The organism is Microbacterium sp. TS-1, assembly GCF_000509385.1.
GTDB classification, from domain to species: domain Bacteria; phylum Actinomycetota; class Actinomycetes; order Actinomycetales; family Microbacteriaceae; genus Microbacterium; species Microbacterium arborescens.
The window spans coordinates 2,142,922-2,168,341 of sequence record NZ_BASQ01000001.1 but is presented as its reverse complement, the minus strand read 5'-3'; the positions used below and the strand labels follow the sequence as shown (position 1 = coordinate 2,168,341).

22 protein-coding genes are annotated in these 25,420 nt (G+C 69.0%); 12 read left to right on the top strand and 10 right to left on the bottom strand.

Annotated elements, in window-relative coordinates:
• Window positions 1–990, bottom strand: a complete 990-nt coding sequence (locus MTS1_RS10085; RefSeq protein ID WP_023953573.1) for an ABC transporter permease — start codon at window positions 988–990, stop codon at window positions 1–3.
• 42 nt (window positions 991–1,032) lie between these two features.
• A complete protein-coding gene (locus MTS1_RS10080) occupies window positions 1,033–2,703 on the bottom strand; it encodes an ABC transporter substrate-binding protein (RefSeq protein WP_023953572.1) in 1,671 nt (556 codons plus the stop codon).
• Window positions 2,704–2,957: 254 nt separating this feature from the next.
• Here MTS1_RS10080 and MTS1_RS10075 point away from each other — a divergent pair, with 254 nt between their 5' ends.
• Window positions 2,958–6,176: a chitobiase/beta-hexosaminidase C-terminal domain-containing protein gene (locus tag MTS1_RS10075; RefSeq protein WP_023953571.1), complete on the top strand. Its 3,219-nt coding sequence runs from the start codon at window positions 2,958–2,960 to the stop codon at window positions 6,174–6,176.
• A gap of 181 nt (window positions 6,177–6,357) precedes the next feature.
• On the top strand, window positions 6,358–7,020 hold the full coding sequence (locus MTS1_RS10070; RefSeq protein WP_023953570.1) for a peroxiredoxin-like family protein: 663 nt from the start codon (window positions 6,358–6,360) through the stop codon (window positions 7,018–7,020).
• A gap of 9 nt (window positions 7,021–7,029) precedes the next feature.
• Here the strand turns inward: MTS1_RS10070 and MTS1_RS10065 are convergent, their stop codons facing one another.
• The gene (locus tag MTS1_RS10065) at window positions 7,030–8,058 is read right to left on the bottom strand and encodes an LLM class flavin-dependent oxidoreductase (RefSeq protein ID WP_023953569.1); all 1,029 of its coding nucleotides are present in this window, start codon (window positions 8,056–8,058) and stop codon (window positions 7,030–7,032) included.
• Window positions 8,059–8,198: 140 nt separating this feature from the next.
• Between MTS1_RS10065 and MTS1_RS10060 the strand changes: the two genes are divergently transcribed.
• Window positions 8,199–9,155, top strand: coding sequence for a RimK family alpha-L-glutamate ligase (locus tag MTS1_RS10060; protein WP_023953568.1), 957 nt, complete (start codon window positions 8,199–8,201; stop codon window positions 9,153–9,155).
• A 64-nt stretch (window positions 9,156–9,219) separates the two neighbouring features.
• Here the strand turns inward: MTS1_RS10060 and MTS1_RS10055 are convergent, their stop codons facing one another.
• Window positions 9,220–9,759 (bottom strand): hypothetical protein, encoded by a 540-nt coding sequence (locus MTS1_RS10055; RefSeq protein ID WP_052007666.1) that lies wholly within the window; start codon window positions 9,757–9,759, stop codon window positions 9,220–9,222.
• Window positions 9,760–9,930: 171 nt separating this feature from the next.
• Here MTS1_RS10055 and MTS1_RS10050 point away from each other — a divergent pair, with 171 nt between their 5' ends.
• The 7 genes from MTS1_RS10050 to MTS1_RS10020 all read left to right on the top strand — a co-directional run bounded on the left by MTS1_RS10050 (window position 9,931) and on the right by MTS1_RS10020 (window position 17,882).
• Window positions 9,931–11,487 (top strand): cryptochrome/photolyase family protein, encoded by a 1,557-nt coding sequence (locus tag MTS1_RS10050; protein ID WP_023953565.1) that lies wholly within the window; start codon window positions 9,931–9,933, stop codon window positions 11,485–11,487.
• A complete protein-coding gene (locus tag MTS1_RS10045) occupies window positions 11,484–12,236 on the top strand; it encodes an SDR family NAD(P)-dependent oxidoreductase (RefSeq protein ID WP_023953564.1) in 753 nt (250 codons plus the stop codon). Before MTS1_RS10050 ends, MTS1_RS10045 begins: the two co-directional genes overlap by 4 nt.
• A gap of 26 nt (window positions 12,237–12,262) precedes the next feature.
• Entirely contained in the window at window positions 12,263–13,192 is a 930-nt protein-coding gene (locus tag MTS1_RS10040) for a hypothetical protein (RefSeq protein WP_023953563.1), read from the top strand.
• Window positions 13,193–13,258: 66 nt separating this feature from the next.
• Window positions 13,259–14,107, top strand: coding sequence for a UbiA family prenyltransferase (locus tag MTS1_RS10035; RefSeq protein ID WP_023953562.1), 849 nt, complete (start codon window positions 13,259–13,261; stop codon window positions 14,105–14,107).
• Window positions 14,104–15,516: an NAD(P)/FAD-dependent oxidoreductase gene (locus tag MTS1_RS10030; protein WP_023953561.1), complete on the top strand. Its 1,413-nt coding sequence runs from the start codon at window positions 14,104–14,106 to the stop codon at window positions 15,514–15,516. Before MTS1_RS10035 ends, MTS1_RS10030 begins: the two co-directional genes overlap by 4 nt.
• Before the next feature lie 129 nt (window positions 15,517–15,645).
• The gene (locus MTS1_RS10025) at window positions 15,646–17,136 is read left to right on the top strand and encodes an ABC transporter permease (protein WP_023953560.1); all 1,491 of its coding nucleotides are present in this window, start codon (window positions 15,646–15,648) and stop codon (window positions 17,134–17,136) included.
• A 35-nt stretch (window positions 17,137–17,171) separates the two neighbouring features.
• Window positions 17,172–17,882: an ABC transporter ATP-binding protein gene (locus MTS1_RS10020; protein ID WP_023953559.1), complete on the top strand. Its 711-nt coding sequence runs from the start codon at window positions 17,172–17,174 to the stop codon at window positions 17,880–17,882.
• 47 nt (window positions 17,883–17,929) lie between these two features.
• On the opposite strand, the gene MTS1_RS10015 is transcribed toward MTS1_RS10020, so the two are convergent.
• Together MTS1_RS10015 and MTS1_RS10010 are read right to left on the bottom strand one after the other, a co-directional pair.
• A complete protein-coding gene (locus tag MTS1_RS10015) occupies window positions 17,930–18,121 on the bottom strand; it encodes a hypothetical protein (RefSeq protein ID WP_023953558.1) in 192 nt (63 codons plus the stop codon).
• An 82-nt stretch (window positions 18,122–18,203) separates the two neighbouring features.
• Window positions 18,204–19,538, bottom strand: coding sequence for an APC family permease (locus MTS1_RS10010; protein WP_036304737.1), 1,335 nt, complete (start codon window positions 19,536–19,538; stop codon window positions 18,204–18,206).
• An 88-nt stretch (window positions 19,539–19,626) separates the two neighbouring features.
• Here MTS1_RS10010 and MTS1_RS10005 point away from each other — a divergent pair, with 88 nt between their 5' ends.
• Window positions 19,627–20,730 carry an epoxide hydrolase family protein gene (locus tag MTS1_RS10005; RefSeq protein ID WP_023953556.1) on the top strand — a complete coding sequence of 368 codons (1,104 nt, stop codon included), beginning with the start codon at window positions 19,627–19,629 and terminating at the stop codon, window positions 20,728–20,730.
• Window position 20,731: 1 nt separating this feature from the next.
• Here the strand turns inward: MTS1_RS10005 and MTS1_RS10000 are convergent, their stop codons facing one another.
• The 4 genes from MTS1_RS10000 to dnaB form a co-directional block, all read right to left on the bottom strand.
• Window positions 20,732–21,025, bottom strand: coding sequence for a hypothetical protein (locus tag MTS1_RS10000; RefSeq protein WP_023953555.1), 294 nt, complete (start codon window positions 21,023–21,025; stop codon window positions 20,732–20,734).
• 93 nt (window positions 21,026–21,118) lie between these two features.
• The gene (locus MTS1_RS09995) at window positions 21,119–22,021 is read right to left on the bottom strand and encodes an ATP-grasp fold amidoligase family protein (RefSeq protein WP_233494917.1); all 903 of its coding nucleotides are present in this window, start codon (window positions 22,019–22,021) and stop codon (window positions 21,119–21,121) included.
• Window positions 22,018–22,365 (bottom strand): hypothetical protein, encoded by a 348-nt coding sequence (locus tag MTS1_RS09990; protein WP_023953553.1) that lies wholly within the window; start codon window positions 22,363–22,365, stop codon window positions 22,018–22,020. Before MTS1_RS09990 ends, MTS1_RS09995 begins: the two co-directional genes overlap by 4 nt.
• Window positions 22,366–22,438: 73 nt before the next feature.
• Window positions 22,439–23,809 carry a replicative DNA helicase gene (gene dnaB, locus MTS1_RS09985; protein ID WP_036304736.1) on the bottom strand — a complete coding sequence of 457 codons (1,371 nt, stop codon included), beginning with the start codon at window positions 23,807–23,809 and terminating at the stop codon, window positions 22,439–22,441.
• 463 nt (window positions 23,810–24,272) lie between these two features.
• Here dnaB and MTS1_RS09980 point away from each other — a divergent pair, with 463 nt between their 5' ends.
• Window positions 24,273–25,391, top strand: a complete 1,119-nt coding sequence (locus MTS1_RS09980) for a hypothetical protein (protein WP_023953551.1) — start codon at window positions 24,273–24,275, stop codon at window positions 25,389–25,391.
• The last annotated feature ends 29 nt before the right edge of the window (window positions 25,392–25,420 follow it).

Here is a 25,420-nt window from a genome sequence, read left to right as displayed (position 1 = left end):
TTACCTCCGGATCCGGGTACGGGGGTCGATGACTCCGTAGAAGAGATCGACGATGAGGTTGGCGGCGAGCACGGCCAGCGTGATCACGAGGAACAGACCCTGCATGAGCGCGTAGTCGTTGTTGTTCACCGACTGCAGCAGGGCGTATCCGATGCCCGGATACGAGAAGACCTGCTCGGTGACGAGCGAGCCCGAGACGACGAAACCGAGCGACAGGGCGAAGCCGGCGACGGAGGGGAGGATCGCGTTCCGCGCGGCGTACCGCTGCCGCACCCGCACCGGCGAGAGGCCCTTCGCCTCAGCCGTGGTGATGTAGTCCTCCGACAGCGTCGCGACCATCATGTTGCGCATGCCCAGCATCCAGCCGCCGACCGAGCTGATGACGATCGTGAGGGCCGGCAGGAAGGCGTAGTACACGGCGCTGCCGACGAAGTCGGCCGACCAGCCCGGCATCGTGCTGTAGATGTCGTACCCGCCGAAGGCGGGGAAGATCGGCCAGATCACCGCCAGCAGGTACACCAGGATGATGGCCATCCAGAAGTACGGCACCGCCTGCAGCATCGTCGTGATGGGGATGAGGTTGTCGAGCCAGCCGCCGCGGCGCCACCCGGCGATCGTGCCGAGGGTGATGCCGAGCACGAACGAGAGCACGGTCGACACCCCCACGAGCACGATCGTCCACGGCAGCGCTTGCGAGATGACGTCGACGACCGGCGTCGGGTAGTAGGTGATCGAGGGCCCGAAGTCGAACGTCAGCACGTTGCGGAGGTACCCGAGGTAGGCCTCCCAGACCGGCACGTCGGTGCCGGTTCCCAGCAGCAGCTCGAGGCTCTGCCGCGCCGCCGGGCTGACCGGACCCTTCTGCGCGAGCTTGGCGAGCATGATGTCGACCGGGTTGCCCGGCAGCAGGCGCGGGATGAAGAAGTTCAGGGTCACGGCGGCCCACAGCGCGATGCCGTAGAACGCGAGCTTCTTTCCGTAGTACTTCATCTCCGCGCCTCCCGCGCGACCCGGCGCCTCATCCCCACCGGCTCACTCCCCGACCGGCTGAAGGTTCGCCGCCACGACGCCCAGGTTCCAGATCGACCAGGCGGCGGGGAACGCGTACAAGTCGTCCTCGGTCGGCCAGCCGGTCGCGTCGTCGGTGTTGTAGTAGGTGACCGTCGGCACGACGAGCACGGGGATGTAGGGCATCGACGCCGCGATGATCCGCTGGATCTCGAAGTACAGTTCCCGGCGTCGCTCCGGGTCGACCTCGACGCGCGCCTGGTCCACGAGGGCGTCGACCTCGGGGTCGGTGTAGCGCGAGTAGCTCGTGGGAGCCTGCTCGCCCACCGGCGCCGTGGCAGCGGTCGTGTAGTAGTTCGCGTAGATGTAGTACGGATCGGCTGACGGCCCCTGGTAGACGCCGTCCATCGTGAACGAGAACTTGCCCGAGAAGCGGTTCTCGTTCCACTGTGCGCCCGGGAGTGCCTCGGGCTTCAGATCGATGCCGATGTCGGCGAGCTGCTGCGAGGCGACCTCGACGGCCGTGACGTAGGAGGTCCACTCCTGCGGAACCTGCACGGTGACGCTCAGTCGCTCGCCGTCCTTCTCGTAGATGCCGTCGGCGCCCGGAGCCCATCCGGCCTCCTGGAGCACGGCCGCGGCGGCTGCGGGGTCGGCGGACGGGGAGGTCGTGTCGCCGAGGTCCGACGCGATGTACTCGGCGTCGCGCTCGGGCAGCAGCATGGCCGGCGAGACCGCGCCGCCGAGGCCCTCGAAGGCGATGTCGATGATCTCCTGGCGGTCGAGACCGAGGCTGATGGCGAGTCGGACGGCGGGATCCGTCTGAGGCCCGGAACATCCCAGCGAGGCATCGGCGCACGCGATCCACGCGGTCTGGTTGATGGGCGTGTTGATCTGGTTGAGCGTCGGGTGCGACTCGACCTCGTCGGCGAAGTCGGGCACCAGGCCGGTGTTCCAGTCGAGCTGGCCGTTGACCATCGCGGTGGTGGCCGCGTCGCCGCTCGCGAAGGAGACGTAGCGCAGCGTCTCGAGCGCGGGCTTGCCCTCCTGCCAGTACGAGGCGTTCTTCTGCAGGACGTAGCTCTGGGGCGTGAAGGTCGAGAGCGTGAAGGGACCGGTGCCGACGGGCTCCTCGTTGACGAAGTTGGCGACGTCGTCGAACGTCGACCAGAGGTGTTCGGGCACGATCGCCGTGCGGCCGATGAGCTCGGGGCCGATCGGCAGCGACGGCTCGTCGAATGTGACGACGACGGTGTCGTCGTCGACCGCCTCGGCCGAGCCGGTGTATCCGATGGTGTTGATCTCGGGGGTGTCGGCGATGAGATCGAACGTGAACGCGACGTCCTCCGCGGTCAGGGCCTCGCCATCCGACCAGGTCACCCCGTCGCGCACCTGGATCGTCAGCTCGGTCGCCTCGTCGTTCCACGAATACTCGGTGCCGAGCATCGGCTTCGGCTCACCCACGGCGAGGTTGTTGTAGAAGAACAGCGGCTCGTAGATGGCCCCGAGCGTCGGCTGGAGCACGTTCGGCGAGAACGGGTTGAAGTTCTTCGTGATGTCGCCGATCGCGCCGGTCGAGATCGAGATGCCGCGGTCGTCGCCGCTCTGCGGAGCGCAGCCGCTGACGAGCAGCAGCGCGACGGCTCCCGCGGCGAGGGGCGTCGCGGCACGGGACCAGGGGGTACGGAGGATCATCGTCGTTCCTTTCCGACACGTCGATGTGCGGGCTCGGGGCCGGGTGGTCCGGCGAAAAGTAAAGTACCTGAAATTAGCTCGGATCGGTAGCCCGACTACAAAGAATGTCGGACAATCGGGCTCTTGTGGCCCCGAACGGCACTGATATACGGTGCTCGACATCAGATGTTCGTAGTCGCACTACCTGGTGTCGCCATCGACGGTCCCGAACCGCAAGCGACTGCGCTCCATCGACGCAGATAGGAGATCCCCCCGTGAAACGACGAATCGGCGCTGCGGTCGCAGCGGCCGCCACCGTGATAGCCGGCTCCGTGTCCGTCGGCGCGCTCGGACCCGTCTCTCCCGCTACCGCCGACGACACCGCGCCCGCAGAGCAGCGGACGGTCACCGTCGCACTCGATGAGACCGTGCAGGAGGACTACCTCGGCATCGGCGTGAACGTCATCCCGTGGAGCCTGCTCGAGGGCACCACGCGCCTCGGTTACGACGACGCTGACTGGGAGGTCGACGTCGAACGCATCCTGACGCTGCAGCCGAAGGTCGCTCGTGTCTGGTTCCAGATCGACTGGATGGAGCTGGAGAAGGGCCAGTACGACTTCGACAGCCCCGAGATGCGGGCCTTCTACCGGTACCTCGACGCGTTCGAGCAGGCAGGAACCGAGGTCCTCCTGAACTTCGGCTGGAAGGTCGGCGAGCGCGTCCACGACTGGTTCCTCTACCCCGGTGTGACCAAGCCCTACGAGAGCGCCCCCGGCGACCTCGACGCCTACGGCCGCTCGGCATCGGCGCTGCTCGACGAGCTGATCAACGCGCGCGGCTACGACAACATCGACTTCCTGACCTTCTACAACGAACCCAACGGCAGCTGGGACTTCGAGGGCCCCGCCGACCAGAAGGCGTACTACGCCGAGATGGCACGCAAGGTCCACGACCAGCTGATCGCGGACGGCCTTCGCGACGAGGTGCAGATCTGGGGCCCCGAGGAGGTCAACGCGCCCGACTGGACCCAGTACATGGCCGAGAACGCGGGCGACGTCTTCGACCAGTACTCGTTCCACCTCTACGGCGAGTCGTACGAGTTCCTCGGCAACGCGATCGACCAGCGACGGTCGACGATCGGCGACGCGCCGTTGAACCTCTCCGAGATGGGGTGGACCAACCCCGGCACGAGCGTCTGGGAGACCGGCTATGCGAACTACATCATCGGCAGCGCCAACAACGGCATCCATTCCAACCTCGTGTGGCAGCTCAACGGCGTCATGACCCACGACCCGGCCGGTGACACGAACGGCTCCTACAACCTGTGGGACTCGCTCGTCCTCGGTCTCGAGCCGACAGCCGCGTTCTACGAGGCCGGCCTGCTCATGCGGTACATCCCCGAGCACAGCACCGTGCTGGGCACCGAGACCTCGCACGACGACGTCCGCGCCACCGCGTTCCGGGATCGCGACGGCGAGCTCACCGTTCTCGTCGAGACCCAGTCGGGTTCGCCGAAGGTCGTACGCGTGGAATTCACCGGAGGCGACGTCACCGAGTCGTTCACGCGCCTGGCGTACTCCGACTCGATCGTCGAGCGGGAGAAGAACGCCCTGCTGCCCGCTTCGTCGGGAACGCTGACGCCCACGAGCAACGCGTTCACCGACGACGCGATCGGCGACGAGAACACCTTCGCCATCTACACGACTTCGCCTGCGGCGACCCAGGTGGCCGTCGACCCGGTCGAATCGACCGTCGCCGGTGGCGAGCAGCTCGACCTCGACGCGCGCGTCATCGACGGCTCGGGCGACCTGACCTGGTCCGTCGTCGGCGACGACAACGGCGCGGTCGACGCGGACGGCGTCTTCACGGCACCGGATGTCACGACCGAGCGCACCGTCGCGATCCGCGCGACTCTCGACGACGGCGTGTACGGCGTCGCTCAGGTGCTCGTGACACCGGCGTCCGAACCGGGGGTCGCTGACGCCCCGGTGTTCAGCCTCGAGCCCGGGCTGTACGAGTCGGTCGAGGCAGTGAGCATCACGACCGGGACGCCCGACGCCGAGATCCGGTACACGACGGACGGCAGCGTTCCGACGGCGGATTCGACGCTCTACACGGGGCAGATCGTGCTCGCGCCGCTCAAGACCACGTACCTTCGCGCGATCGCCGTCGGCGATGGGCTCGAGGACTCGGGGGTGACCTCGCGTCTCTACAAGGTGCGCGACGTGCAGAACGCACCCGACGGGTACGCCTTCTGCCAGTACCAGGACCGCGGCGTATGCGCCTTCGAGGGCGAGGCGAGTGTCGCATTCGGCTCGGATGGCCTGTTCCGCTACGGCACCTTCACCGGCGGCGTCGACTGCACCGCGGCGAGCTTCGGAGGCGACCCGAACCCGGACGGCGACAACCGGTGCTTCGTCAACCCCGACGTTCCCGAGGAGCAGCCGATCGTCACCATCTACAACGCCGGCTTCGAGCGGCCCGCCACCGGCGGGACGTCGAACGGACCGATGGTCAACGGATGGACGTTCAGCGCACGTGCCGGCATCCAGCACAACAACAGCGTGTTCCAGCCCGCTTTCCCTGCCCCGCAAGGAGAGCGCACGGCGTACCTGAAGAGCGACTCGGGGCTCGCGAGCCGCATCGACCAGACCGTGCGCTTCCCGGCCGGCACGTTCGCGATCACCTTCGCGGCGGCCAACCGCGTGGGCTTCGGCGGCCAGCAGGAGTTCGATGTTCTCGTGGACGATCAGAAGCTCGGACACTTCGTGCCGACGCGCGATGGGAAGTACACCGCGTACGAGACCGAACCGTTCACCGTCGCGGAAGGCGAGCACACGATCTCGTTCGTCGCGACGACGACCGAGGGCGACAACACCGGTTTCGTCGATGACGTCCAGGTGATCGCGGCGGGGACGCCGGACCCCGAGCCCGACACGGTCAAGCCGGTGGTGACACTCACCGCTCCGACGACGGCCGGTCCGCATCGGTCGCTCGAGCTGAAGGTCGACGCGACCGACGACCGCGGGCTCGCGCGCATCGTGGCCAATGTCTACCGTGACGGCACGCTCGTCAAGAGCACGCAGACCGCCGTGGACGGCGCCGCAGCCGCGACGCACGCGGCTTCGGTGACGCTGCCCGACGGCACCTACACGGTCCGTTACAACGCGCACGATCTGGCCGGCAATGTCGCGCAGACGAAGACGTTCGACGTGACGATCGACGCCACCGCGCCGACCGTCACGGTGAAGGACGGGGCGTCGTTCACGGCCCGCGACGGCGACGACTACTCGCTGGTGAGCTTCAAGCTGCACGACGCGGGCAAGATCGACAAGGCCGTGCTGAACGGCGTGACGAAGGATCTGACGAACAACGCGTGGTCGGACGTCAACTTCGTGAAGCCTGGGGTCTTCGGTGCCGTGTCGGGGGCGAACACGCTCGTCGTGCACGACGTCGCCGGCAACACCACGACGGTCGAGTTCACTCTGAGGTGAGCCGGGTCGTCGTCCACGAGGCGGGTCCGGTTTCGTCCGGACCCGCCTCGTGCGGTGTCGAGTGGGCGCATCGTGGGGGATGCCGCGGGATGTCGCCCCGTTACGGGTCCGCCATCGGTGCCGCGATGCGCGACCTATGCTCGCGCTACCCACCGCAGGGCCCCGCCATCCGAGGAGCATCATGTCGACCACCCCCGCCACCATCGGTGCGCAGATCGCCGAGTTCAACGTCGGTTTCACCGAGACGATCGGTCCCGAGCTCAGCGCCGTCTTCGCCGGCGAGCAGGCCGACCTGCGCGCCGCCGGAGGGCCGGAGAACGCCGTGTCCGTCGGCGACGTCCTGCCGTCCGCCGAGCTCGTCGCCACGTCCGGATCGCCGATCGGACTCGACGGGCTGCTCGCGGGCCGGCCCGCCGTGCTCGTCTTCTACCGCGGCGCATGGTGCCCGTACTGCAACATCACGCTCCGGCACTACGACAAGACGCTGGCCCCCGGACTCGCCGAGCGCGGCGTCTCGCTCATCGCGATCAGCCCACAGACACCCGACGGCTCGGCCGCCGCCGTCACCAACGGGGAGCTCGGCTTCACGGTCGTGTCCGACCCGGCCAACGCGTTCGCGGGCGCCCTCGGCATCGTCACCGCGCCCAGCGCCGAGGCTCAGGACGCCCACACCGCCCTGGGCTTCGCCGTCAAGGACAGCAACGCCGACGACACCCCGGCGATCCCGTATCCCACGGTGATCGTCGTCGGCGCCGACCGTGTCGTGCGCTTCGTCGACATTCACATCGACTACACGACGCGCACGGAGACTGCCGACATCCTCGCCGCCGTCGACGCGCGCTGAGGCCCGGGACTATCCGCGCCCGTTGACGAGCGGGATAACCTGCTCGGCGAAGCGCTCCAGCTCGTCGAGCGCGGGCGAGAACTGCAGCAGCAGGGTGTCGACGCCGACGTCCTGGAACTCCCGGATGCGGTCGGCGACCTGCTGCGGCGTTCCGATGAGCTCTGGGCGCAGGCCGCGGTTCGACACCGAGTACTCCCGCAGGCTGATCTCGACGTCGAGCTGCGACTTGGTCACGAAGTCCTGGTACGACTCGTAGGCCGCGCCCGAGCGCACGTCGGTGATACGCGCGAGCTCGGCCTGCGCCTCCTCCTCGGTGTCGCGGACGATCGCGAACGCCGCCATGCCGAAGTGCCGGAAGGCGGGCTTGCCGACGCGCTCGCGGCGCGCCCGCATGTCGGCGATCTTCGTCCGGAGCTCGTCAACCGTGCCGCCGTGCGTGACGTAGGCGTCGGCGAAGCCCGCGATCGCCGCCCGGCCCGCCTCGCTCTCACCGCCCGCGTAGATCAGCGGCGCCGTCACAGGCTTGGGTTCGAGGTGGGTGCCCTCGAGCGAGAAGTGACGCCCCTCGTGGCTGTACGGCGTCTGCGACCACAGCCCGTGCAGCACCTCGACGTACTCGGTCGTCAGCGCGTAGCGGTCGTCGTGGTCGGCGAACGAGATGCCGTACTGCCGCGCCTCCTCGGCCCACCACGCCGAGACGACGTTGAGCGTGAAGCGGCCCTGCGCGATCTCCTGGATCGTGGCGGCCTGCTTCGCGGCGAGCGCGACGGGGTGGTAGCTCGGCCGCAATGCGGCCATGATCTCCAGGCGCGAGGTCACGGCTGCGGTCGCGGTGGCGATGGCCCAGGCGTCGAGGGCGGGGCCGTTATGCCCCTTGATGTCGTTGAGGTTCAGCTCGGGGACGAGGGTCACGTCGAAGCCGCCGTCCTCCGCGGCCCGGGCGATGCGCGCGATGTGCTCGAAAGTCGCGGGCGTGTGCTCGTCGGCGACGTTGCGCAGCCAGCCGCCGTAAGTGGGGGTCCAGTATCCGAACCTCATGGTGCTCCCTCTCCGGCGGAACATCCGTCGGTCCCGTCGATCCTCACACGCGCGGTGACGTCGGGACGCGCGGGAGTCCGCGTCGCGTCATGCTCCGTCACGCGGCCCGCGACCCGGCTCGATCGGCTTAGCCTGACGGGATGTCGACTTCTCCGCAGGTGTACGTGATCCACGAGAACCCTGAGTGGTGGGCGCCCTTCGCCGCCGCGTTCGCCGCCGAGAACGTGCCCGCCGAGCAGTGGCTGCTCACCGACGGATCCATCGATCTGTCGGCCGAGCCGCCGCAGGGGGTCTTCTGGTCGCGCCTGTCGGCATCGGCGCACACGCGCGACCACGCGCAGTCGAAGGAGTACGGCCGGGCGGTACTGCGGTGGCTCGAGTCGTGGGGCCGCACGGTGATCGGCGGCAGCCACGTCCTCGAGTTCGAGGTCAGCAAGGTCGCCCAGCACGCCGCCCTGCGGGCGAGCGGCATCGATGTCCCGCACACCGTCGCCGTCTTCGGCACCGGTGACCTGAAGGAGCGCGCACGCGAGTTCCCGGTGCCGTTCATCAGCAAGCACAACCAGGGCGGCAAGGGTCTCGGCGTCCGCCGCTGGGACTCCCACGACGAGTTCGACGCCTGGGTCGACGGGCCCGACTTCGAGGCATCCCCCGATGGCATCACGCTCATCCAGGAGTTCCTGTTCGCACGCGAACCGTTCGTCACGCGCGCCGAATACGTCGGCGGCGAGTTCGTCTACGCCGTCCGCGTCGACACGAGCGCGGGCAGCTTCGAGCTCTGCCCCGCCGATGCGTGCGTCGTCGACCCCGCGGCGGGCACGGGTGCCACCCCCGCCTATCCGCCCTTCGCGCTGCGCGACGAGATCACCGCCGATCATCCCCTGGTCGTGCAGCACCGCGACTTCCTGCGCACCGTCGACATCCGCATCGCCGGGATCGAGTTCGTCGAGACGATCGACGGGCGACTCGTCACCTACGACCTCAACACGAACACGAACTACAACCCCGACGTCGAGGCCTCGGCTCACGCGTCCGGACCCGGTGAGATCGCCCGGTTCCTCGGCGGACTGCTCTCGTCGTCCTCCTCCGCGGCCTGAGCCGCCGCGATCATCGCGTCGTAGCGCGCGCATCGGCTCGCCCACAAGACGGTCGCGTAGACCATCACTCCACGCCCCCGGCGTTCAGACCCTTTGCGAGAGTCGGATGGGGGCGCACGTCGCCGACCGACAGGGCACCAGGACAGGGCACGGCGATGACATCACCGCAGCCCGTATCGGCGGGCAGGACGACCGCGACCCCCGGCAGCCGTTCGCCGTCGGCCCCGCAGACGGCGAACCGGTGATCGTGGGCGCTCGAGACGCGGGCAAGCAGCCGGGCCTCGCTCCACACCGCGTACGCCGCCGCAACGAGGTCGGCGTCGACGGCGAGCGCCGTCCCGCCGTCGACGCCTCCAGCCGCCATCACGCGCAGAAGCAGCACGGTCGTCGTGGCTGTCGATGACGACATCCCGCCCGACACCGGAATGACCGCCGGTGCCGTCATGACCGCCGGCAGCCCGCAGAGCTCGACGAAGCGGTTCACGGAGATACCGCCGACGACGATGTCGTCACACGTGACGACGGTGCGCGCTGGCCACACATCCCGCGAGTGGGGCGACGGGATGCTGCGACGCAGGGTCGGGAGGATGGAGGTGAGAGTCATGGCTCAGGTCTACGCTCGACGCACCCTCCCGGCGATGTCCCCTCACGCCATCCATACGACGGACGGATGGATCCTCACGGCTTCGGCGTCGCGTCGACGCACGCGACTAGCGCAGCCCGGGCTCACGCACAAGCGATAGGACGCACCCGGGGCCGTTCCTACGCTGACACCGTGCTCCGAAACCTCGTGATCGTCCTGGGCGACCAGCTCGACCCCGACGCGAGCGCCTTCGACGAGTTCGACCCGGCGCAGGATGCCGTCTGGATGGCCGAGGTCGCCGAAGAGTCCACCCACGTCTGGAGCTCGAAGCCGCGCACCGCGGTGTTCCTCGCGGCGATGCGCCACTTCGCCGCCGATCAGCGCGACGCCGGACACACCCTGCATTACACGGAGCTCGATGCGCGGGGGAACAAGGGCACTCTCGCCGACCAGCTCGCCGCCGACCTGGAGAAGCTGAAGCCCGAGGCGCTCGTGATGACCGAGCCCGGCGAGTGGCGCGTGCGCGAAGCGCTGCAGCAGACCGCGGATGCCGCCGGCATCCCTCTCGACATCCGCGTCGACCGGCACTTCTTCTCGACCGTCGCCGAGTTCGCCGAGCACGCCGAAGGCCGGGCGTCGCTTCGAATGGAGTACTTCTACCGTGAGATGCGCAAGCGGCACAGCATCCTCATGACCACCCGAGGACAGCCCGTCGGCGGCCAGTGGAACTACGACGCCGACAACCGCAAGCCGTTCCCCAAGCAGGGACCCGGGCTCGTCCCGCCACGGGCGACCTTTCCGCCCGATGAGATCACGCGTGAGGTGATCGAGCTCGTCGAGAAGGAGTTCGGCGAGCACCCCGGTTCGCTCGACTCGTTCGCCTGGCCGGTCACCCGTGCGCAAGCGCTCGAGGCGCTCGACCTCTTCATCGACGAACGACTGCCCGGCTTCGGCGACGCTCAGGATGCGATGTGGCCGGGCGAACCCTGGCTGTGGCACGCGCACCTGTCGTCGTCGATGAACCTCAAGCTGCTGCATCCGCGTGAGGTCGTGGCCGCCGCCGAGGAGGCGTACCGCTCGAAGCGCGCGCCCCTGTCGGCAGTCGAGGGATTCATCCGGCAGATCCTCGGCTGGCGCGAGTACGTGCGCGGGATCTACTGGACGCAGATGCCCGGCTACGTCCAGCGGAACGCTTTCGAGGCGTTCGAGCCGCTGCCCGACTGGTACTGGACGGGCGACACCCCGATGGCGTGCCTGAAGGATGCCGTCGGCACGACGCTCGAGAACGGGTACGCGCACCACATCCAGCGCCTCATGGTCACGGGTCTCTACGCGATGCTGCTCGGCGTCGACCCGCGCGAGGTGCACGCCTGGTACCTCGCCGTGTACGTCGACGCGGTCGAGTGGGCCGAGCTGCCGAACACCCTCGGCATGAGTCAGTACGCCGACGGCGGGCTCATGGGAAGCAAGCCCTACGCAGCGACGGGCAAGTACATCGACCGGATGAGCCCGTACTGCAAGACGTGCCCGTTCGACCCGGCGAAGCGGGTCGGCGAGGACGCTTGCCCCTTCACGACCCTGTACTGGGACTACCTCATCCGGCACGAGCAGCCCCTCGCCGAGAACCACCGCATGGCGCTGCAGGTGAAGAACCTCGACCGCCTCGACGATGACGAGATCGCCGCGATCCGGGGCCGCGCCGACGCCATCCGGCGCGGCGACGTGACCGCACCGGAAGGAGCCCGATGACCGACGGCAACGCCGCACAGAACGACATCGCGCTCGTCACCGGCGCCCGGGGCGGGGTGGGCCGAGAGCTCGTCGCACGCCTGCGCGCTCGCGGCGTGCGTGTCGCCGCCGTCGGCCGGGACGCCGCATCGCTCGCGGACGTCGACGCCGACGCGCACATCGAAACCGACGTCACGACGCCCGACGGCGCAGCGACCGCGTTCGCGGAGTGCCGCACCGCGCTCGGCGGCCCGCCCGCGCTGCTCGCTCACGCGGTGGGCAGCACGCTCATCACGCCACTGCACCGCACGAAGACCGACGAGGCTCGCGACGTGCTGCGCGTCAACCTCGAGAGCAGCCTCTGGATCCTGCACGCCTGGCTCGACGCGACGGGCAAGGCGCCGGGCGCCGCGGTCTTCGCGAGCTCGGTCGTCGCCCGTATCGGCGTCGCGAACCACGAGGTGATCGCCGCGGCGAAGGGCGGTGTCGAGGCTCTCGTGCGCAGCGCCGCCGCGACCTACGCCGCGCGCGGCATCCGGGTGAACGCGGTCGCTCCCGGCATGACCGACACACCTCTGACCGCGGGCATGCTCGCCGCACCCATGCTGCGCGAGAGTGCCGAGAAGCAGTATCCGCTCGGCGGTGTGCAGTCCGCCGACGAGGTCGCCGTGGTCATGGACTGGCTGCTCTCCCCCGACGCCTCCCGCATCACCGGCCAGGTGATCCCGGTCGACGGCGGATTCACGACCATCCGGCCATCGGTGAAGTAGCCGTCCGGTGTCGATAGTCTGCGCGGGTGAGCAGCATCCACCGCCCCCCTCTGTCCGGCGCCGTCTGGGTCCTCGTCGGGGCCGGGAGCGCGGTCGCGGGTCTGCTGCCCTGGCTGATCACCGGCGCGCGGCTCCCCCTGCAGAATCTCGCCGCAGATCAGACCGACCTGACGACGCCGTTCTCCCTGCTGCCGTTCAGCCAGTACTTCCTCACGACGATCGTCTCACTGCTCGTCGTCGGGGGCGCCGTCGCGGGCCTCTCGGCACGCACGCTGCGCCACCGCCGCCCCCGCCACGCGACAGGCCTGCTCGTGCTCGGGGTAGCCGTGATCCAGGTCATCGCGGTCGTGCAGTCGTCGGTCGTGACGGTATCGATGCTCGAGGACTCGAGCCGCCGCGTCCTCTATGCGGCGGCAGTGATCGCGGTCATGGTCGTCTCGCTGCTGATGAGCATGCTCGTGCTGCTTCTCACCGCGCGAGGCCCCGTCCCCGGCGCCGCGATCGCTCTGTCGCTCACGGCGATCACCGTCCCCGGGTGGATCGGACTGCCGTTGCAGAGCTATCTCTCGCTCACGAACGACCCGGCCACCTCGGCTGTTCTGTTGCTGCTGCGGTGGCTTCCTGCCGTTCTCGTCGGCGCCGTCATCGCATGGTGCGGGTTCCGCACGGCCGGGCGGGTCGCGGCCGTCGTCGTCAGCCTGGCCGCGTTGTGGGTCGGACCGGCCTTCTTCACCGCCGTCTCGTCCGCCGCGGGGACGCGCGTGCTGGCGCCCTACCCGGCGGAGATGGCCGACTATGGCATCGGGGTCTTCGTGATGGCGCTGACCGCCGTCGATCTCGCCGTGCCGCCGCTGATCGTGGCGGCGTGCATCGGCGCAGCCGGCGCGCTGATCTCAACCGCTCTTCGTCGCCGAACCCGCGTCGAGAACAGCGGAGCTGCGCCCCTTCGTCGCTGAGGTACCGTGAGGCGTGAGCATCCGCGTGAACGATGACATGCCGCGTCTGGATCGGACGGACCTCGGATGACCCCGATCGCGCGCCTCGTCCACATCTCGCGGCCCGTTCTGTGGATCAACACGATCGGCACGGGCGCGCTCGGCATGTGGCTGACCGGTCAGCTCATCGACGTCGCCGCGATTCCGCTGCTGATCTGGCTGACGCTGCCGTTCAACCTGCTGATCTATGGCGTGAACGACATCTTCGATCAGGACACGGATGCGCTGAACCCGCGCAAGGGGTCGATCGAGGGTGCGCGAATCGAGCCCCGCGAGGTGAAGCTGATCGCATGGGCAGTGGCCATCACCAACGTCCCGTTCCTCGTCTACTTCGTCATCGCGCTGCCCATCGCGGCGGTCGGTCTGATTCTGCTCTACGCGGGCGTGTTCGTCTTCTACTCTGCTCCGCCGCTGCGGTTCAAGGCGCGACCGTTCCTCGACTCGCTGAGCAACGCCGCATACGGCCTGCCGTTGCTGATCATGCCGGTCGCTCTCGAGGCGCCGCCGGTCTGGCCCGCCGTCGTCGGACTGCTGGCCTGGAGCGTCGCGAAGCACGCCTACGACGCCGTGCAGGACATCGACGAAGACCGCGAGGCCGGCATCACCACGACCGCCGTCCTGCTCGGCCCGCGTGGGACGGCCCTGTGGAGCGGGGCGTGGTGGCTGGTCTCGACGGTGCTGTTCGCGCTCGTCAGCCTGCCCGTCGCCCTCGTCAACCTCGCCCTTGCCGGTACCCTCGTCGTCTGGATGCTGCTGCGCCCCACGCCCGCCACCGGTCGCAGGCTCTACCCGCTGTCGATCGCGTTCCCGTACATCGCGGGCTCGGTCGCCAGCGGGCTGCTGCTCGCAGCCATGTTCCTGGGGGTCTATTCATGAGCCGCATCGTCGTCGTCGGGGCGGGCCTCGGCGGGCTCGCAGCATCCGCCCTGCTCGCCCACGCCGGTCACCGCGTGACCCTGCTCGAAGCGGCCGAGACCGTCGGCGGCAAGAGCCGACGCATCGAACTCGACGGCGAGCGCATCGACACGGGCCCATCGCTGGTCACGTTCCCGTCCGTCTGGGACGAGCTGCTGCGCCGGTTGGGCGCGGGGTCGCGAACGGGCACGGATGCCGGTGGGCTCGACCTCGTGCGTCTGGATGAGGTGGGCCGCTACTACTACCGGGGCGAAGAGGTCTCGCTGCCCGTGCCCGAAGGGCACCCCTGGCACTCCGCGTGGAAGCGTTTCAGCGACGAGCACGCATCCCTCGCGGACGACGTCGCCGCGTTGCTCGTCGCCGACCCGCTCGATCGCGCGTCGCTGCCCGCACTGCGTCGGCTGCTCGCCGTATACGGACGGCGCCTCAGCACCCGGGCCTACCTCGACAGCCTGACCTGGATGCCCGAGGGCCTGCGCGAGATCATCGCGATCCACACCCTCAACGCCGGCGTCTCCCCCTCCCGCACTCCCGCGCTCTACGCGAGCATGCCCGCCGTCATGGCCGCCGACGGGGTGTGGGTGCCCCGAGGCGGGGTGTTCGAGATCGTCATCGCGCTGCAGCGGCTGGCGGATGCCGCGGGCGTCGAGATCCGCACCGGCGAGCGCGTCACGCGCATCGAGCGCGGACGCGTCACGACCGAGCGCGGTGTGCACGACGCGGATGTCGTCGTGAGCGGTCTCGACGCGTCACGGCTCGACGGACTGCTGGGGCGGCGCCGCGTGGTTCCCGGCTCGCCGCAGCTGTCGTGCTCGGCGGTCGCGATCTACGGCGTGCTCGAGACGCCCCTCCCCGAGCGGATCGCCGCGCACAGCGTCATCCTGCCCACGAAGCCCGACGCCCTGCACCGCAGTCTCGCCGCCGGCGATGAGCCCGCCGACACGATGGCGTTCGTCAACCACTACCGGGCCGGCGAGATCTACCCGAACGACCGCGGCACGCTCGCCGTCCTGCTGACGAGCCCCGCCGACGGCCAGGGCTACTCGCTCGACCACCCGTTCGTGAGGCGCGAGATCGAGCGCATCTCGGGCGTCATGGGCCTCGATGGACTCCTCACCGACGGGATGACCGAGACGACCGTGCTCGACCCCCGCTATTTCGGATCGTTCGGCGAACCCCACGGCGCCCTCTACGGGGCGTCGCGACCGCTGTGGATGAGCGGCCCGCTGCACCAGCCCGCGCAGCACGACCTCCGCGCACCCTGGCTCTGGCGGGTCGGCGCCTCGGTTCACCCGGGCGGCGGCATCCCCGCCGTGCTCGGCGGCGCGATGATCGTGGCAGCGAAGCTGCTCAAGCGGCATCCGGCCTGAGCGCGTTCGCGGTCCGACGCCGCACGGCCCCGGTTACATAAGTCGTAGATAAGAAAAGCCAACGCTCGTCATCGGCGGGCCGCTTAGTTTCTCGTTCGTCGGCGCTCTGTGCGCCCCGAAGGAGAGCCCATGTACCTGACTTATCTGCGCCGGGAGTTGTCCGGCCGAAAGAAGCAGACCGCCATCGTCGCAGCCGGCCTCGCGATCGCGATCGCGCTGGTCATCATCGTCAACGCCCTCGCGGCAGGCGTGAAGGACGCTCAGTCGTCGGCCCTCGCAGCCGTGTACGGCGTCGGCACAGACCTGACCGTGTCCGGCGCCGAGTCGGAACCGGGGCAGGGGGGCGGACCGAGCTTCGAGTTCGGCGGCGGTGACGCGCAGACCGGCGAGGACGGGGCCACCAACCTGAGTCAGTCGAGACTGATGACCGACTTCCGGCGCGGCACCCTCGACGGCAGCACGGTCGACGCCGTTGCGGGAACCGAGGGCGTCGCAGCGGCCGTCGGCGCACTGAGTCTCACCAACACGAACTTCGACGGGGAGCTGCCGCAGGTTCCGAGCGACGGCGTTGCGGACGACGTTCAAGGCGACGGCGAGGCCTCGGCGCAGCAGCGCGTTCCCGGCGAGGGCCAGGGCGGTCCGGGTGGAGGCTTCGGCGGCGGCTCGTTCGACATCGATTCGTTCACCGTTCTCGGCGTCTCCACCGACGCGTCCGGCGTCGGCCCCCTCTCGGCTGTCGAGGTCGCCGACGGCCGAGCCCTGGCAGCATCCGATGACGGCCAGACGCGGGCCATCGTCGATGCCACCTACGCCACCAGCGAGAACCTGGCGGTCGGAGACACGATCGACGTCGGCGGCACGGATGTCGAGATCGTGGGCATCGTCGCGTCGGCCACCGCTGATGCCGACACCGCGGCCGACGTGTACCTGCCTCTGGCGACGGCACAGGAGATCTCCGGTGCGGGGGATGTCGTTTCGACGGTCTACGTCCAAGCGGAGTCCGCGGACTCGATCGAGGCGGTGAAGACCGCATTGGAGGCGGAACTGCCGGACGCGACCGTCAACTCGCAGTCGGACCTGGCTTCGAGCGTGTCGTCCTCGCTGTCGAGCGCCAGCGCCCTCATCTCCGGGCTCGGCACCTGGCTCTCGGTCATCCTGCTCGTCGTCGCCGTCGCCCTCGCGGTCCTCTTCACGATCTCCGGAGTCTCGCGTCGCACGAGGGAAATCGGGACGCTGAAGGCGATCGGATGGTCCAACCGTCGCGTCGTCGGCCAGGTCGCCGGCGAGTCGATCGTCCAGGGTGCGATCGGCGGTGTCATCGGCACCGTAGTCGGCCTGGTGGGCGCGTTCATCATCACCGCGGTCGCACCCACCGTCGGCGCCGCCGCCGAATCGGGCCCCGCAGGGTCGGCGGGCTTTCCGGGCGGAATGGGCGGCCCCGGGTCGATGTCGGAGCAGGCGACGGTCGCGGGAGACATCGTGCTGACGGCGCCGATCGCTCCGTCAATCGTGCTGCTCGCGCTCGCGCTGGCCCTGGCTGGCGGCCTCGTCGCCGGGATCCTCGGCGGCTGGCGTGCCGCGCGACTCCGGCCCGCCGAGGCCCTGCGAGCTGTCGCATGAGCATCGACGACCCGCGTTCACCCGAAGGAGAGACCATGACCGACACCCCCATCACGACGCCGACACGGACCGCCGGCTACCGGATCGAGAACGTGACGAAGGAGTATTCCCGCGGCGGGCGCTCTGTTCGCGCTCTCGCCGGCGTGAACCTGGAGATCGAAGCAGGCGATTTCGTGACGATCCAGGGCCCGACGGGCGGAGGCAAGTCGACGCTCCTGCAACTGCTGGGGGCACTCGATCGCCCGACGAGCGGCACCGTCCAGCTCGGTGACGCTGACCTCGCATCGGCATCCGACCGCGCTCTCGGCGCCATCCGTGCTCGTGACATCGGCTTCGTCTTCCAGGGCTTCAACCTCATACCGACGTTGACCGCATCGGAGAACGTCGACATGGGACTCGAGCCGCTCGGCCTGCCGCGCGAGGAGCGCCGGACGCGGGTGGCTGAAGCGCTCGCGCGCGTCGGCCTCGCGGAACGCGCCGACCACCTGCCCGGCGAGCTCTCCGGCGGTCAGCAGCAACGGGTGGCGATCGCGCGAGCCATCGCGAAGCGTCCGCGCGTCCTGCTGGCCGACGAGCCCACCGGCAACCTCGACGAATCGATGCGCGACGACATCCTTCGAGTGCTCGACTCGCTGCACGCCGAGGGCCTCACCCTGATCGTCGTCACCCACGATTCCGCCGTCGCCGCGCGCGCCGGCCGACGGCTACGGCTCGCGGCCGGCGTCGTCAGCGAGTCGCACCGGTAGCCACCGGCAGCCGCAGACAGCCACCGGCAGCACGCGCCGCGAATGTCTCAGCGCGTGCTGCCGTCGCTGCGCTCCTCACCACGGTGCTCGACCGCGGCGATGAGGAACGGGATGCCGACGGCCGCCGACGTGACCAGCAGCCCTCCGGTGAAGACGAGGCCGGGGAACTCCGCGACGTTGAAAGCGGCACTCATCAGGTAGATGCCACCGAGGAACAGAACCAAGAACAGCACGAACACGCTGACGCCCTCCTTCTCGTGGATATCGTTAGGCTACTAACGATATGCCCACGAAGCATCTCGGACGGCGGTGGCTACCGCATCATCGAGATGCTGCCTGCTCCCGCTCCCCGCGACCACGCGCCCAACGGGCCACGAAGTAGAGCCCCACGCCGACCACGATGAGGATGGCGCCGAAGATCCACACCCGCAGGGTCTGCTGGCTGAGCAGGAGCAGGCACGACGCGACGCCGAGCACGGGAACGAACGTCCACACGCGGAAGTGATCGTGATCGACGCGGTCGCGGCGCAGCACGAGCACCGAGATGTTCGCGCTCAGGAAGACGAAGAGCAGCAGCAGGACGACCGTCTCGGCGAGCAGCGCCAGGTCACCGACGAGCGTCAACAGCATCGCGACGAGCGTGGTGGCGAGGATCGCCACCCACGGCGTCTGGCGCCCGGGCAGCACCCGCGACAGAGCACGCGGCAGCAGCCCCTGCTCTGCCATGCCGTACGTGAGGCGGCTCGCCATGATCATCGTCAGCAGCGCGCCGTTGGCGACGGCGACGAGCGCGATGAGGCTGAATAGCCACGAGGGGATGGCGACACCGCTCGCCTCGACCACCGCGAGGAGCGGTCCGCTCGAGCTCGACAGCTCTTCGGGCGGCAGCGCGATGCTGCTCGCGAGGCCGACCAGCACGTAGACCAGCCCGGCTGCACCGAGAGCGGCGAACAGCGCGCGCGGGTACATCTTCGAGGGTTCCTTGACCTCCTCGATCATGTTCGCCGACGTCTCGAAGCCCACGAAGGAGTAGTACGCGATGATCGCTCCGGCGAGCACGGCCGACGCGACACCGGTGCCCTCGGGAACCTGCGTGACGCGTGAGACATCCCCGCCTCCGCCGGCGAGGAGGAAACCGACCACGACCACGACGATCACCAGCCCCGAGACCTCGATGGCGGTCATGACGAAGTTCGCACCCATCGATTCCCGGATGCCGCGGGCATTGAGCGCCGCGAGCACGGCCAGGAACACGATCGCTACCGGCACCACGGGAACCTCGACGAACGTCTGCAGGTACTGACCGGCGAAGGCGATCGACAGCCCCGCTGCGCTCACGACGCCCGCGGCAAGCATGCAGAAGCCGACGAGGAACGACACGAGCTTGTTCTTGAACGCGCGCTCGGCGAAGACGGCCGCACCGCCGGCCCGGGGGTACTTCGTCACGAGCTCCGCGTACGACCCGGCGGTGAGCAGCGCCAGCACGAGGGCGGCGAGCAAGGGCGCCCACAGCATCCCGCCCACGCGCTCGGCCAGCACCCCCATGAGCGCGTAGACACCCGCGCCCAGAACGTCACCGAGGATGAAGGCGAACAGCAGCGGTCCGCCCATTCCTCGCCGGAGGCGGGTAGGTGCCGGGGTATCGGTCTTGCTCATTCCGCGAACGCTAGGTCGCGGCATCCCGAAACCCGTAGCGGCTTGACAAGCTTCTGCGGTGCGGCGACGCGAGCGGGATACTCGGGGCATGACCAACGAGCACCACGCCCCCGATCGTGTCAGCGACGAGGCGATCGCCGACCTGCATGCGCGTCTCAGCCGTCGGCGTCGGTTCGCCGCGCTCCTCGGCGGGCAACCCCCGGCCGGTGTCGATCTGGATTGGCTCGACACGCTCGTCGCGCGATGGACGGACGGGTTCGACTGGCGCACGCAGGAGGACCGGATCCTCGCCCTGCCGTGGGAGCTCGTCGACGCGCCACACCCGCTTCGCGTGATCCACCAGAAGGCGGAACCGGACGCCCCCGTGGTTCTCCTCCTCCATGGATGGCCCGATTCGGTGCTGCGGTTCGAGAAGGTGCTGCCACTGCTCCGGCATGTCACGGTGGTCGCGCCCGCGCTGCCCGGCTATCCGTTCAGCGTCGACGCCCCGGCCGAGGGGATGTCGGCGAACGAGATGGCCGACGTCGTCGCCGCCGGCATGCACCGACTCGGGTACACACGTTTCGTGGTCAGCGGCGGCGACATCGGATGCAACGTCGCCGAGGCGCTGATGCGCAATCACCCCTCGATGGTCGCGGCGGCACACCTGACCGACGTGTCGCAGAGACACCTCGCCGGCGGCATCCCCGATGACCTCAGTCCAACGGAGCGCGACTACGTCGACCGCTGGAACCGGTGGCAGACCACCGAGGCCGCATACAGCCTCGAACACGCGACGAAACCCGCCACCATCGCCGCCGCGCTCACCGACTCCCCCACCGGACTGCTCGCCTGGATCGGAGAGAAGCTCTGGACCTGGACCGACCACGGCGATGACATCACCAGCGTCTTCTCGCACGACGAGGTTCTCACCTGGGTATCGGCATACTGGTTCACCAGCGCGATCGGCTCGTCGTTCGGCCCCTATGCACTGCGGACCGCGCCGCCGAACACGAAGATACCCGGCCGCATCCCGGTCGTGCTCTCGATCTTCCCGGACGACCTCGTCAACGCCCCGCGCGACTTCGCCGAGCGCCTCTTCGACCTCGAGGCCTTCGAGGAGCACCCGGTGGGCGGTCATTTTCCCTCGTGGGAGCAACCCGAGGCATACGTCCGCGACCTCGACCGCGCCATCGCGGCCGCGCTCGACTGAGTCAGCTACGGAGCCGACGAGTGCGGGGGTGGCGGGCCCGCACCACGCCGAGCTGACGCAACCGCGCGGTGATGCCGACGAGGCCCGTACTCCCGGCCACGGCGACCGCCGCCGCTCCCGAGGTCGCCGCGATGACGCCCGCAGGCGATCCGCTCACGCCCGCGACGATCGCCCAAACGATGAGGGCCAGCAGGGCGATGGCCGATCCGACCGGCAGCCAGGTCCTCGCCATCTGCAGGCAAGACGCCTCTCGCGTCGCACGGTCGGTGGGCTGGTTCGCGGTGGCGGTGCTCATGGATACGACGCTATGCAGGCGCGGTTCGTCGCGCCTCCGCCGTGCGAAGGAATTCGGACGCGCCGGCATCCGGCGCACGGGTGAGGCACGGCGTCAGCGGTAGCGCCGCGGCACCGTCCAGGGGCGGCCGAACTCGGTGTTGTACGACTCCGGATCGAACGGGCTGTCGCCGCCGGCGGGAAAGCTCGTGAGCTCGCCGAAGACGACGCGACCGTCGACGTCGTACAGATCGACGCGCACGAAGTCGGTGCCCTCTCCGAGCCGCTCGGCGATGCTGATCATCTCGTCGAGATGCGCCGGCCGCGAGCGCTCGGGATCAGCCCAGGGCGGGCCGCCGCTCATAGGGATGCGGCTCCAGTCGGGTCGGAAGAAGTCCTGCGTGCGACCGCCGAAGCGTCCGCCGTCGACCTGGATGAAGTGGCATCGCCCATGAAAGACGAAGAATTTATAGTCGTCCGGTATGCCGCCATCGGCACCGACCAGGAACTCCTCGACGATGACTCGGCGCGGCACCTGCCCGTAGACCCACTCGCGATTCGGGCCCTGACCGTAGAGCTTGGTGAGCCAGCCCGCGGCGATCGCCGCGAGGTCGTGCGGGTTCGCGAACTCCGGGCGCACGTGCCGATAGACCCACCCCCAGCGCGCTTCCGGAAGCCGGGCATCCGCGGAGGCGGCGGCCGACATGACGATCGCAGCGCCGCTCCCGTGCGTCGGCTTCACGACGTAGGCATCGGGCCAGTCGAGGTCCAGCAGGCTCTGCGGATCTTCGACGATCGCGTACGCGCGAGGCAGGTACTGCTCGCCGATGACCGCGGCGACGTGGTCGCGCACGGCGGCCTTGTCGGCGAAGGTGACGATGAGGCTGCGGCGGTCGCGCAGCATCTTGTACCGCACCTTCTCACGGAACGTCGTCGGATTGCGTGTGCGCCACAGGCGCAGCATCCGGACCAGCCGACTGCGCTCGCGCCAGCGGACGCCATGATGGCGAGGTGTCACGACTCGTCGAGGTCGTCTTCCTCGTGACCAATCGACTTCGCCTCGAGGAACGCGCAGAGCTCGGCGGCGACGTTGAATTCTGCGGCGAGCGAGTGCATCTGGAAGCTGCTGAGAATGGTGAAGTCGGGCTGCGGTTCGATGGTGATCCGCCAGCGGGCATCACCGATCTCGATGGGCTCCATGAACACCGACACGGAAGAGTTCGCGAGGGGCACGACGACGAGCCCCGTGTCCGATCCCTCCGAACCGTCCTGCACGAGGACGCGGATGAGCTCACCCGCTCCCCGCTGCTCGTGGAACTCGCCGAGCCAGAGCTCGAGCGTCTCCTTACTGCGGAACGGCATCAGGCTCCCAACGGGCCGAGGGCGGATGCGCGTGATCGCGCGCACTGGACTATAACGGTCGTCGGCTGACCGTTCAGTCCATCCCCACGGCCATATCCGTGAAGCGCGAGAAGTGACCCTGGAACGCCACGGTCACCGTGTCGGTCGGACCGTTACGGTGCTTGGCGACGATCAGGTCGGCCTCGCCGGCGCGCGGGCTGTCCTTCTCGTAGGCGGCCTCGCGGTGCAGCAGGATGACGATGTCGGCGTCCTGCTCGATCGAGCCCGACTCACGAAGGTCGCTGATCGCCGGCTTCTTGTCGGCACGCTGCTCGGCACCACGGTTCAGCTGCGACAGCGCGATGACGGGAACCTGCAGCTCCTTGGCGAGCAGCTTCAGGGCACGGGAGAACTCCGAGACCTCCTGCTGGCGCGACTCGACGCGCTTACCGCTCGTCATCAGCTGCAGGTAGTCGATCACGACCATCTTGAGGCCCACACGCTGCTTGAGCCGTCGGCACTTCGCCCGGATCTCGACGAGCGTCATGTTCGGGCTGTCGTCGATGTAGAGGGGCGCGTCGTTGATACGGCCGCGCGTCGCGGCGACGGTCGTCCAGTCGCGCGAGTCGAGCGTTCCCTTGCGCATCGACTGCAGCGGCACGGCGCCTTCGGCGCTCATCAGGCGCATCGCGATCTCGCTGCGCCCCATCTCGAGAGAGAAGAAGATCGTGGGCGAGTTGTTCTTGATCGCGGCAGCGCGGGCGAAGTCGAGCGCGAGGGTCGACTTACCCATGGCGGGACGCGCCGCGACGACGATCATCTGGCCGGGGTGGAGACCGTTCGTCAGCTGATCGAGCCCCGAGAAGCCGGTCGGGATGCCGGTCATCTGGCCGTCGCGACCACGGGCGGCCTCGATGTCGTCGATGGCCGCGGTGACCGCGACCTCGAGGGGCACGTAGTCTTCGGCCTTCTCGGCGCCGGTGACCGAGTAGATCTCGGCCTGCGCGTTGTTGACGAGGTCGACCGCGTCGCCCTGGCCGTTGTACCCCATCTGCACGATGCGGGTTCCGGCCTCGACGAGGCGGCGCAGCAGGGCGCGCTCGTTGACGATCGTCGCGTAGTAACCCGCGTTCGCCGCGGTCGGCACGATCGAGGTGAGCGTGTGCAGGTAGTCGGCGCCGCCGGCGCGCTGCAGCTCGCCGTTCTTGATGAGCTCGTCGGTGACGGCCACGACATCGGTCGGCTCACCGTGGGAGTACAGCGAGAGCAGCGCCTCGTAGATGAGCTCGTGCTTGGGCACGTAGAAGTCGGTGCCCCGGAGCGTCTCGATGACGTCGGCGACGGCATCCTTCGACAGCAGCATGCCGCCGAGCGTGCTCTGCTCGGCGAGCATGTCGTGCGGCGGGGTGCGATCGGGTTCGCGCCGTCCGCCGAGCCTGTCGTCAGAGATGTCCGCGATCGACATCCGCACCCCCGCATCCTGGCCTGTGACCGAGCCGGAGTACACGGTATGGATGGCGTCCGACACCCGCAAACCGGCCTGTGGATAACTCTGTGGAGACGATGCGGGAAACGCCGCGACGGTTGTGAAGAAGTCCTGTGGAAAACGCCCGGGGATACGTGGAAAGTCCACGAGTAAGTAGGCATTGATCAGGGGTTTAAGTTTCCCCAACCTGTGGATGAAGATCGTGGTTGAAGTCTCACTTGAAGGTTGTTCATCTGGGGACTCACTTGTGTAAAACGCCCGCCTTGTCAAGTCGACTCGGCGCCCCCGGCGCGGCATCCTCAGGACGGGCTCATGACGAACTCAGTGGAACCCTAGACAGTTGCCCGAGACAGGAGTATCTTTCTTCGCCAAGCAGTACCCGACGGCATGGGGTCTCCCGTGCGAACGATGTCGACGCTCTCGGGGGAGGTGATCGCTCGTCATGGCCCAGCACCGCCGTGCGCCTCGCTGGGTGCCGATCCTCGGCACCGGCGTCGGTCTCGCCTTCGCCTGGACGGCGCTCTCCCTCGCACTCGCGCCCGCGAGCTACGCGGCCGACGAAGAGACTGGGTCTCTGCAGGGCATCGTCTCCGCCGTCACCGATCCGGTCGACCGTGCCGTCGAAGACGTCGTCGCGCCCGTGCTCGAGTCCGTGGTCCAGCCCGTGGCCCGCGTCGCAGAGCCCGTCGTCCAGGCTGTCGCCCCTGTGGTCCAGTCCGCTCCTCCCGCCGTCGTTCCGGTCGTCGACCCGGTCGTTCGCGAGGCGGTCGAGCCCATCGCGCAGAACGTCGTCGCCCCGGCCGTGCAGCCGGCTGCAGGCGTGGTCGAGCCGGTCGCCGACACCGTGGCTCCCGTCATCGAGCCCGTTTCGGATGTCGCGGCGCCCGTCGCGGAGAACCTCGCGCCTGTCGTCGCACCGATCGTCGGCTCACTGTCTCCGGTGACCGATGCCGTCGTCGCCCCCGTGATTCCCGTGCTCGGCATCCTCGACGGCGCCCTGGCACCCGTCGTGGCGGTGCTCGCTCCGGTGACCGATGCCCTCGCGCCCGTCACGGACGCACTCACTCCCGTCATCGTCCCGATCACGGATGCCGTTGTACCCGGCGGCTCGCAGCCGCTCGTCCCCCTGCTTCCCGGCGAGACGCCGGAGCCCGGAATCGCCACCAGCTCGCCGCTGGACGCGCTCTCCACCGTCGCCCTCGGCCTGGCACGTGACCTGGCTACGTCCACGTCGACCGACGGCCCATTCGGCATTTTCGGCGTCCTGGCGACGTCGGCCGAGGTTCTCGCGCCCTCATCCGAACTGTTCGCCGCGGCGGCCAGCGAGGCACCCGCCGTCGCGGGTCATGCGCTCGCTCTGGGCGCACCGGCCTCGGGTGGCCTCGCCGTCAGCGCTCCGGGCGCGGCCTCGGCCGGCGCCGCCGCTGCCGGAGGCGGTATCGCCGCAGCCCTGTTCGCATTCGCCGGAGCAGCGTTCCTGCTCCCCGGACGCCGCGGACGCCTCACGAACTCGACGGGCCCGATCTCGCCCATCTACCCCACCGACGTCTCTCCTGACTAACGAACGGCCGGCCGCGCTCGAGCGGCACG

What these genes read in the sequence shown, in the direction of transcription:
- MTS1_RS10035 (WP_023953562.1), top strand. Translation starts at nt 13,259, where the DNA reads ATGACCCCGATCGCGCGCCTCGTCCACATCTCGCGGCCCGTTCTGTGG.
- MTS1_RS10000 (WP_023953555.1), bottom strand. Translation starts at nt 21,025, where the DNA reads ATGAGCACCGCCACCGCGAACCAGCCCACCGACCGTGCGACGCGAGAG.
- MTS1_RS10055 (WP_052007666.1), bottom strand. Translation starts at nt 9,759, where the DNA reads ATGACTCTCACCTCCATCCTCCCGACCCTGCGTCGCAGCATCCCGTCG.
- MTS1_RS10085 (WP_023953573.1), bottom strand. Translation starts at nt 990, where the DNA reads ATGAAGTACTACGGAAAGAAGCTCGCGTTCTACGGCATCGCGCTGTGG.
- MTS1_RS10020 (WP_023953559.1), top strand. Translation starts at nt 17,172, where the DNA reads ATGACCGACACCCCCATCACGACGCCGACACGGACCGCCGGCTACCGG.
- MTS1_RS10010 (WP_036304737.1), bottom strand. Translation starts at nt 19,538, where the DNA reads ATGAGCAAGACCGATACCCCGGCACCTACCCGCCTCCGGCGAGGAATG.
- MTS1_RS10030 (WP_023953561.1), top strand. Translation starts at nt 14,104, where the DNA reads ATGAGCCGCATCGTCGTCGTCGGGGCGGGCCTCGGCGGGCTCGCAGCA.
- MTS1_RS10080 (WP_023953572.1), bottom strand. Translation starts at nt 2,703, where the DNA reads ATGATCCTCCGTACCCCCTGGTCCCGTGCCGCGACGCCCCTCGCCGCG.
- MTS1_RS10065 (WP_023953569.1), bottom strand. Translation starts at nt 8,058, where the DNA reads ATGAGGTTCGGATACTGGACCCCCACTTACGGCGGCTGGCTGCGCAAC.
- MTS1_RS09990 (WP_023953553.1), bottom strand. Translation starts at nt 22,365, where the DNA reads ATGCCGTTCCGCAGTAAGGAGACGCTCGAGCTCTGGCTCGGCGAGTTC.
- MTS1_RS10070 (WP_023953570.1), top strand. Translation starts at nt 6,358, where the DNA reads ATGTCGACCACCCCCGCCACCATCGGTGCGCAGATCGCCGAGTTCAAC.
- MTS1_RS10060 (WP_023953568.1), top strand. Translation starts at nt 8,199, where the DNA reads ATGTCGACTTCTCCGCAGGTGTACGTGATCCACGAGAACCCTGAGTGG.
- dnaB (WP_036304736.1), bottom strand. Translation starts at nt 23,809, where the DNA reads ATGTCGATCGCGGACATCTCTGACGACAGGCTCGGCGGACGGCGCGAA.
- MTS1_RS10005 (WP_023953556.1), top strand. Translation starts at nt 19,627, where the DNA reads ATGACCAACGAGCACCACGCCCCCGATCGTGTCAGCGACGAGGCGATC.
- MTS1_RS10025 (WP_023953560.1), top strand. Translation starts at nt 15,646, where the DNA reads ATGTACCTGACTTATCTGCGCCGGGAGTTGTCCGGCCGAAAGAAGCAG.
- MTS1_RS09980 (WP_023953551.1), top strand. Translation starts at nt 24,273, where the DNA reads ATGGCCCAGCACCGCCGTGCGCCTCGCTGGGTGCCGATCCTCGGCACC.
- MTS1_RS10045 (WP_023953564.1), top strand. Translation starts at nt 11,484, where the DNA reads ATGACCGACGGCAACGCCGCACAGAACGACATCGCGCTCGTCACCGGC.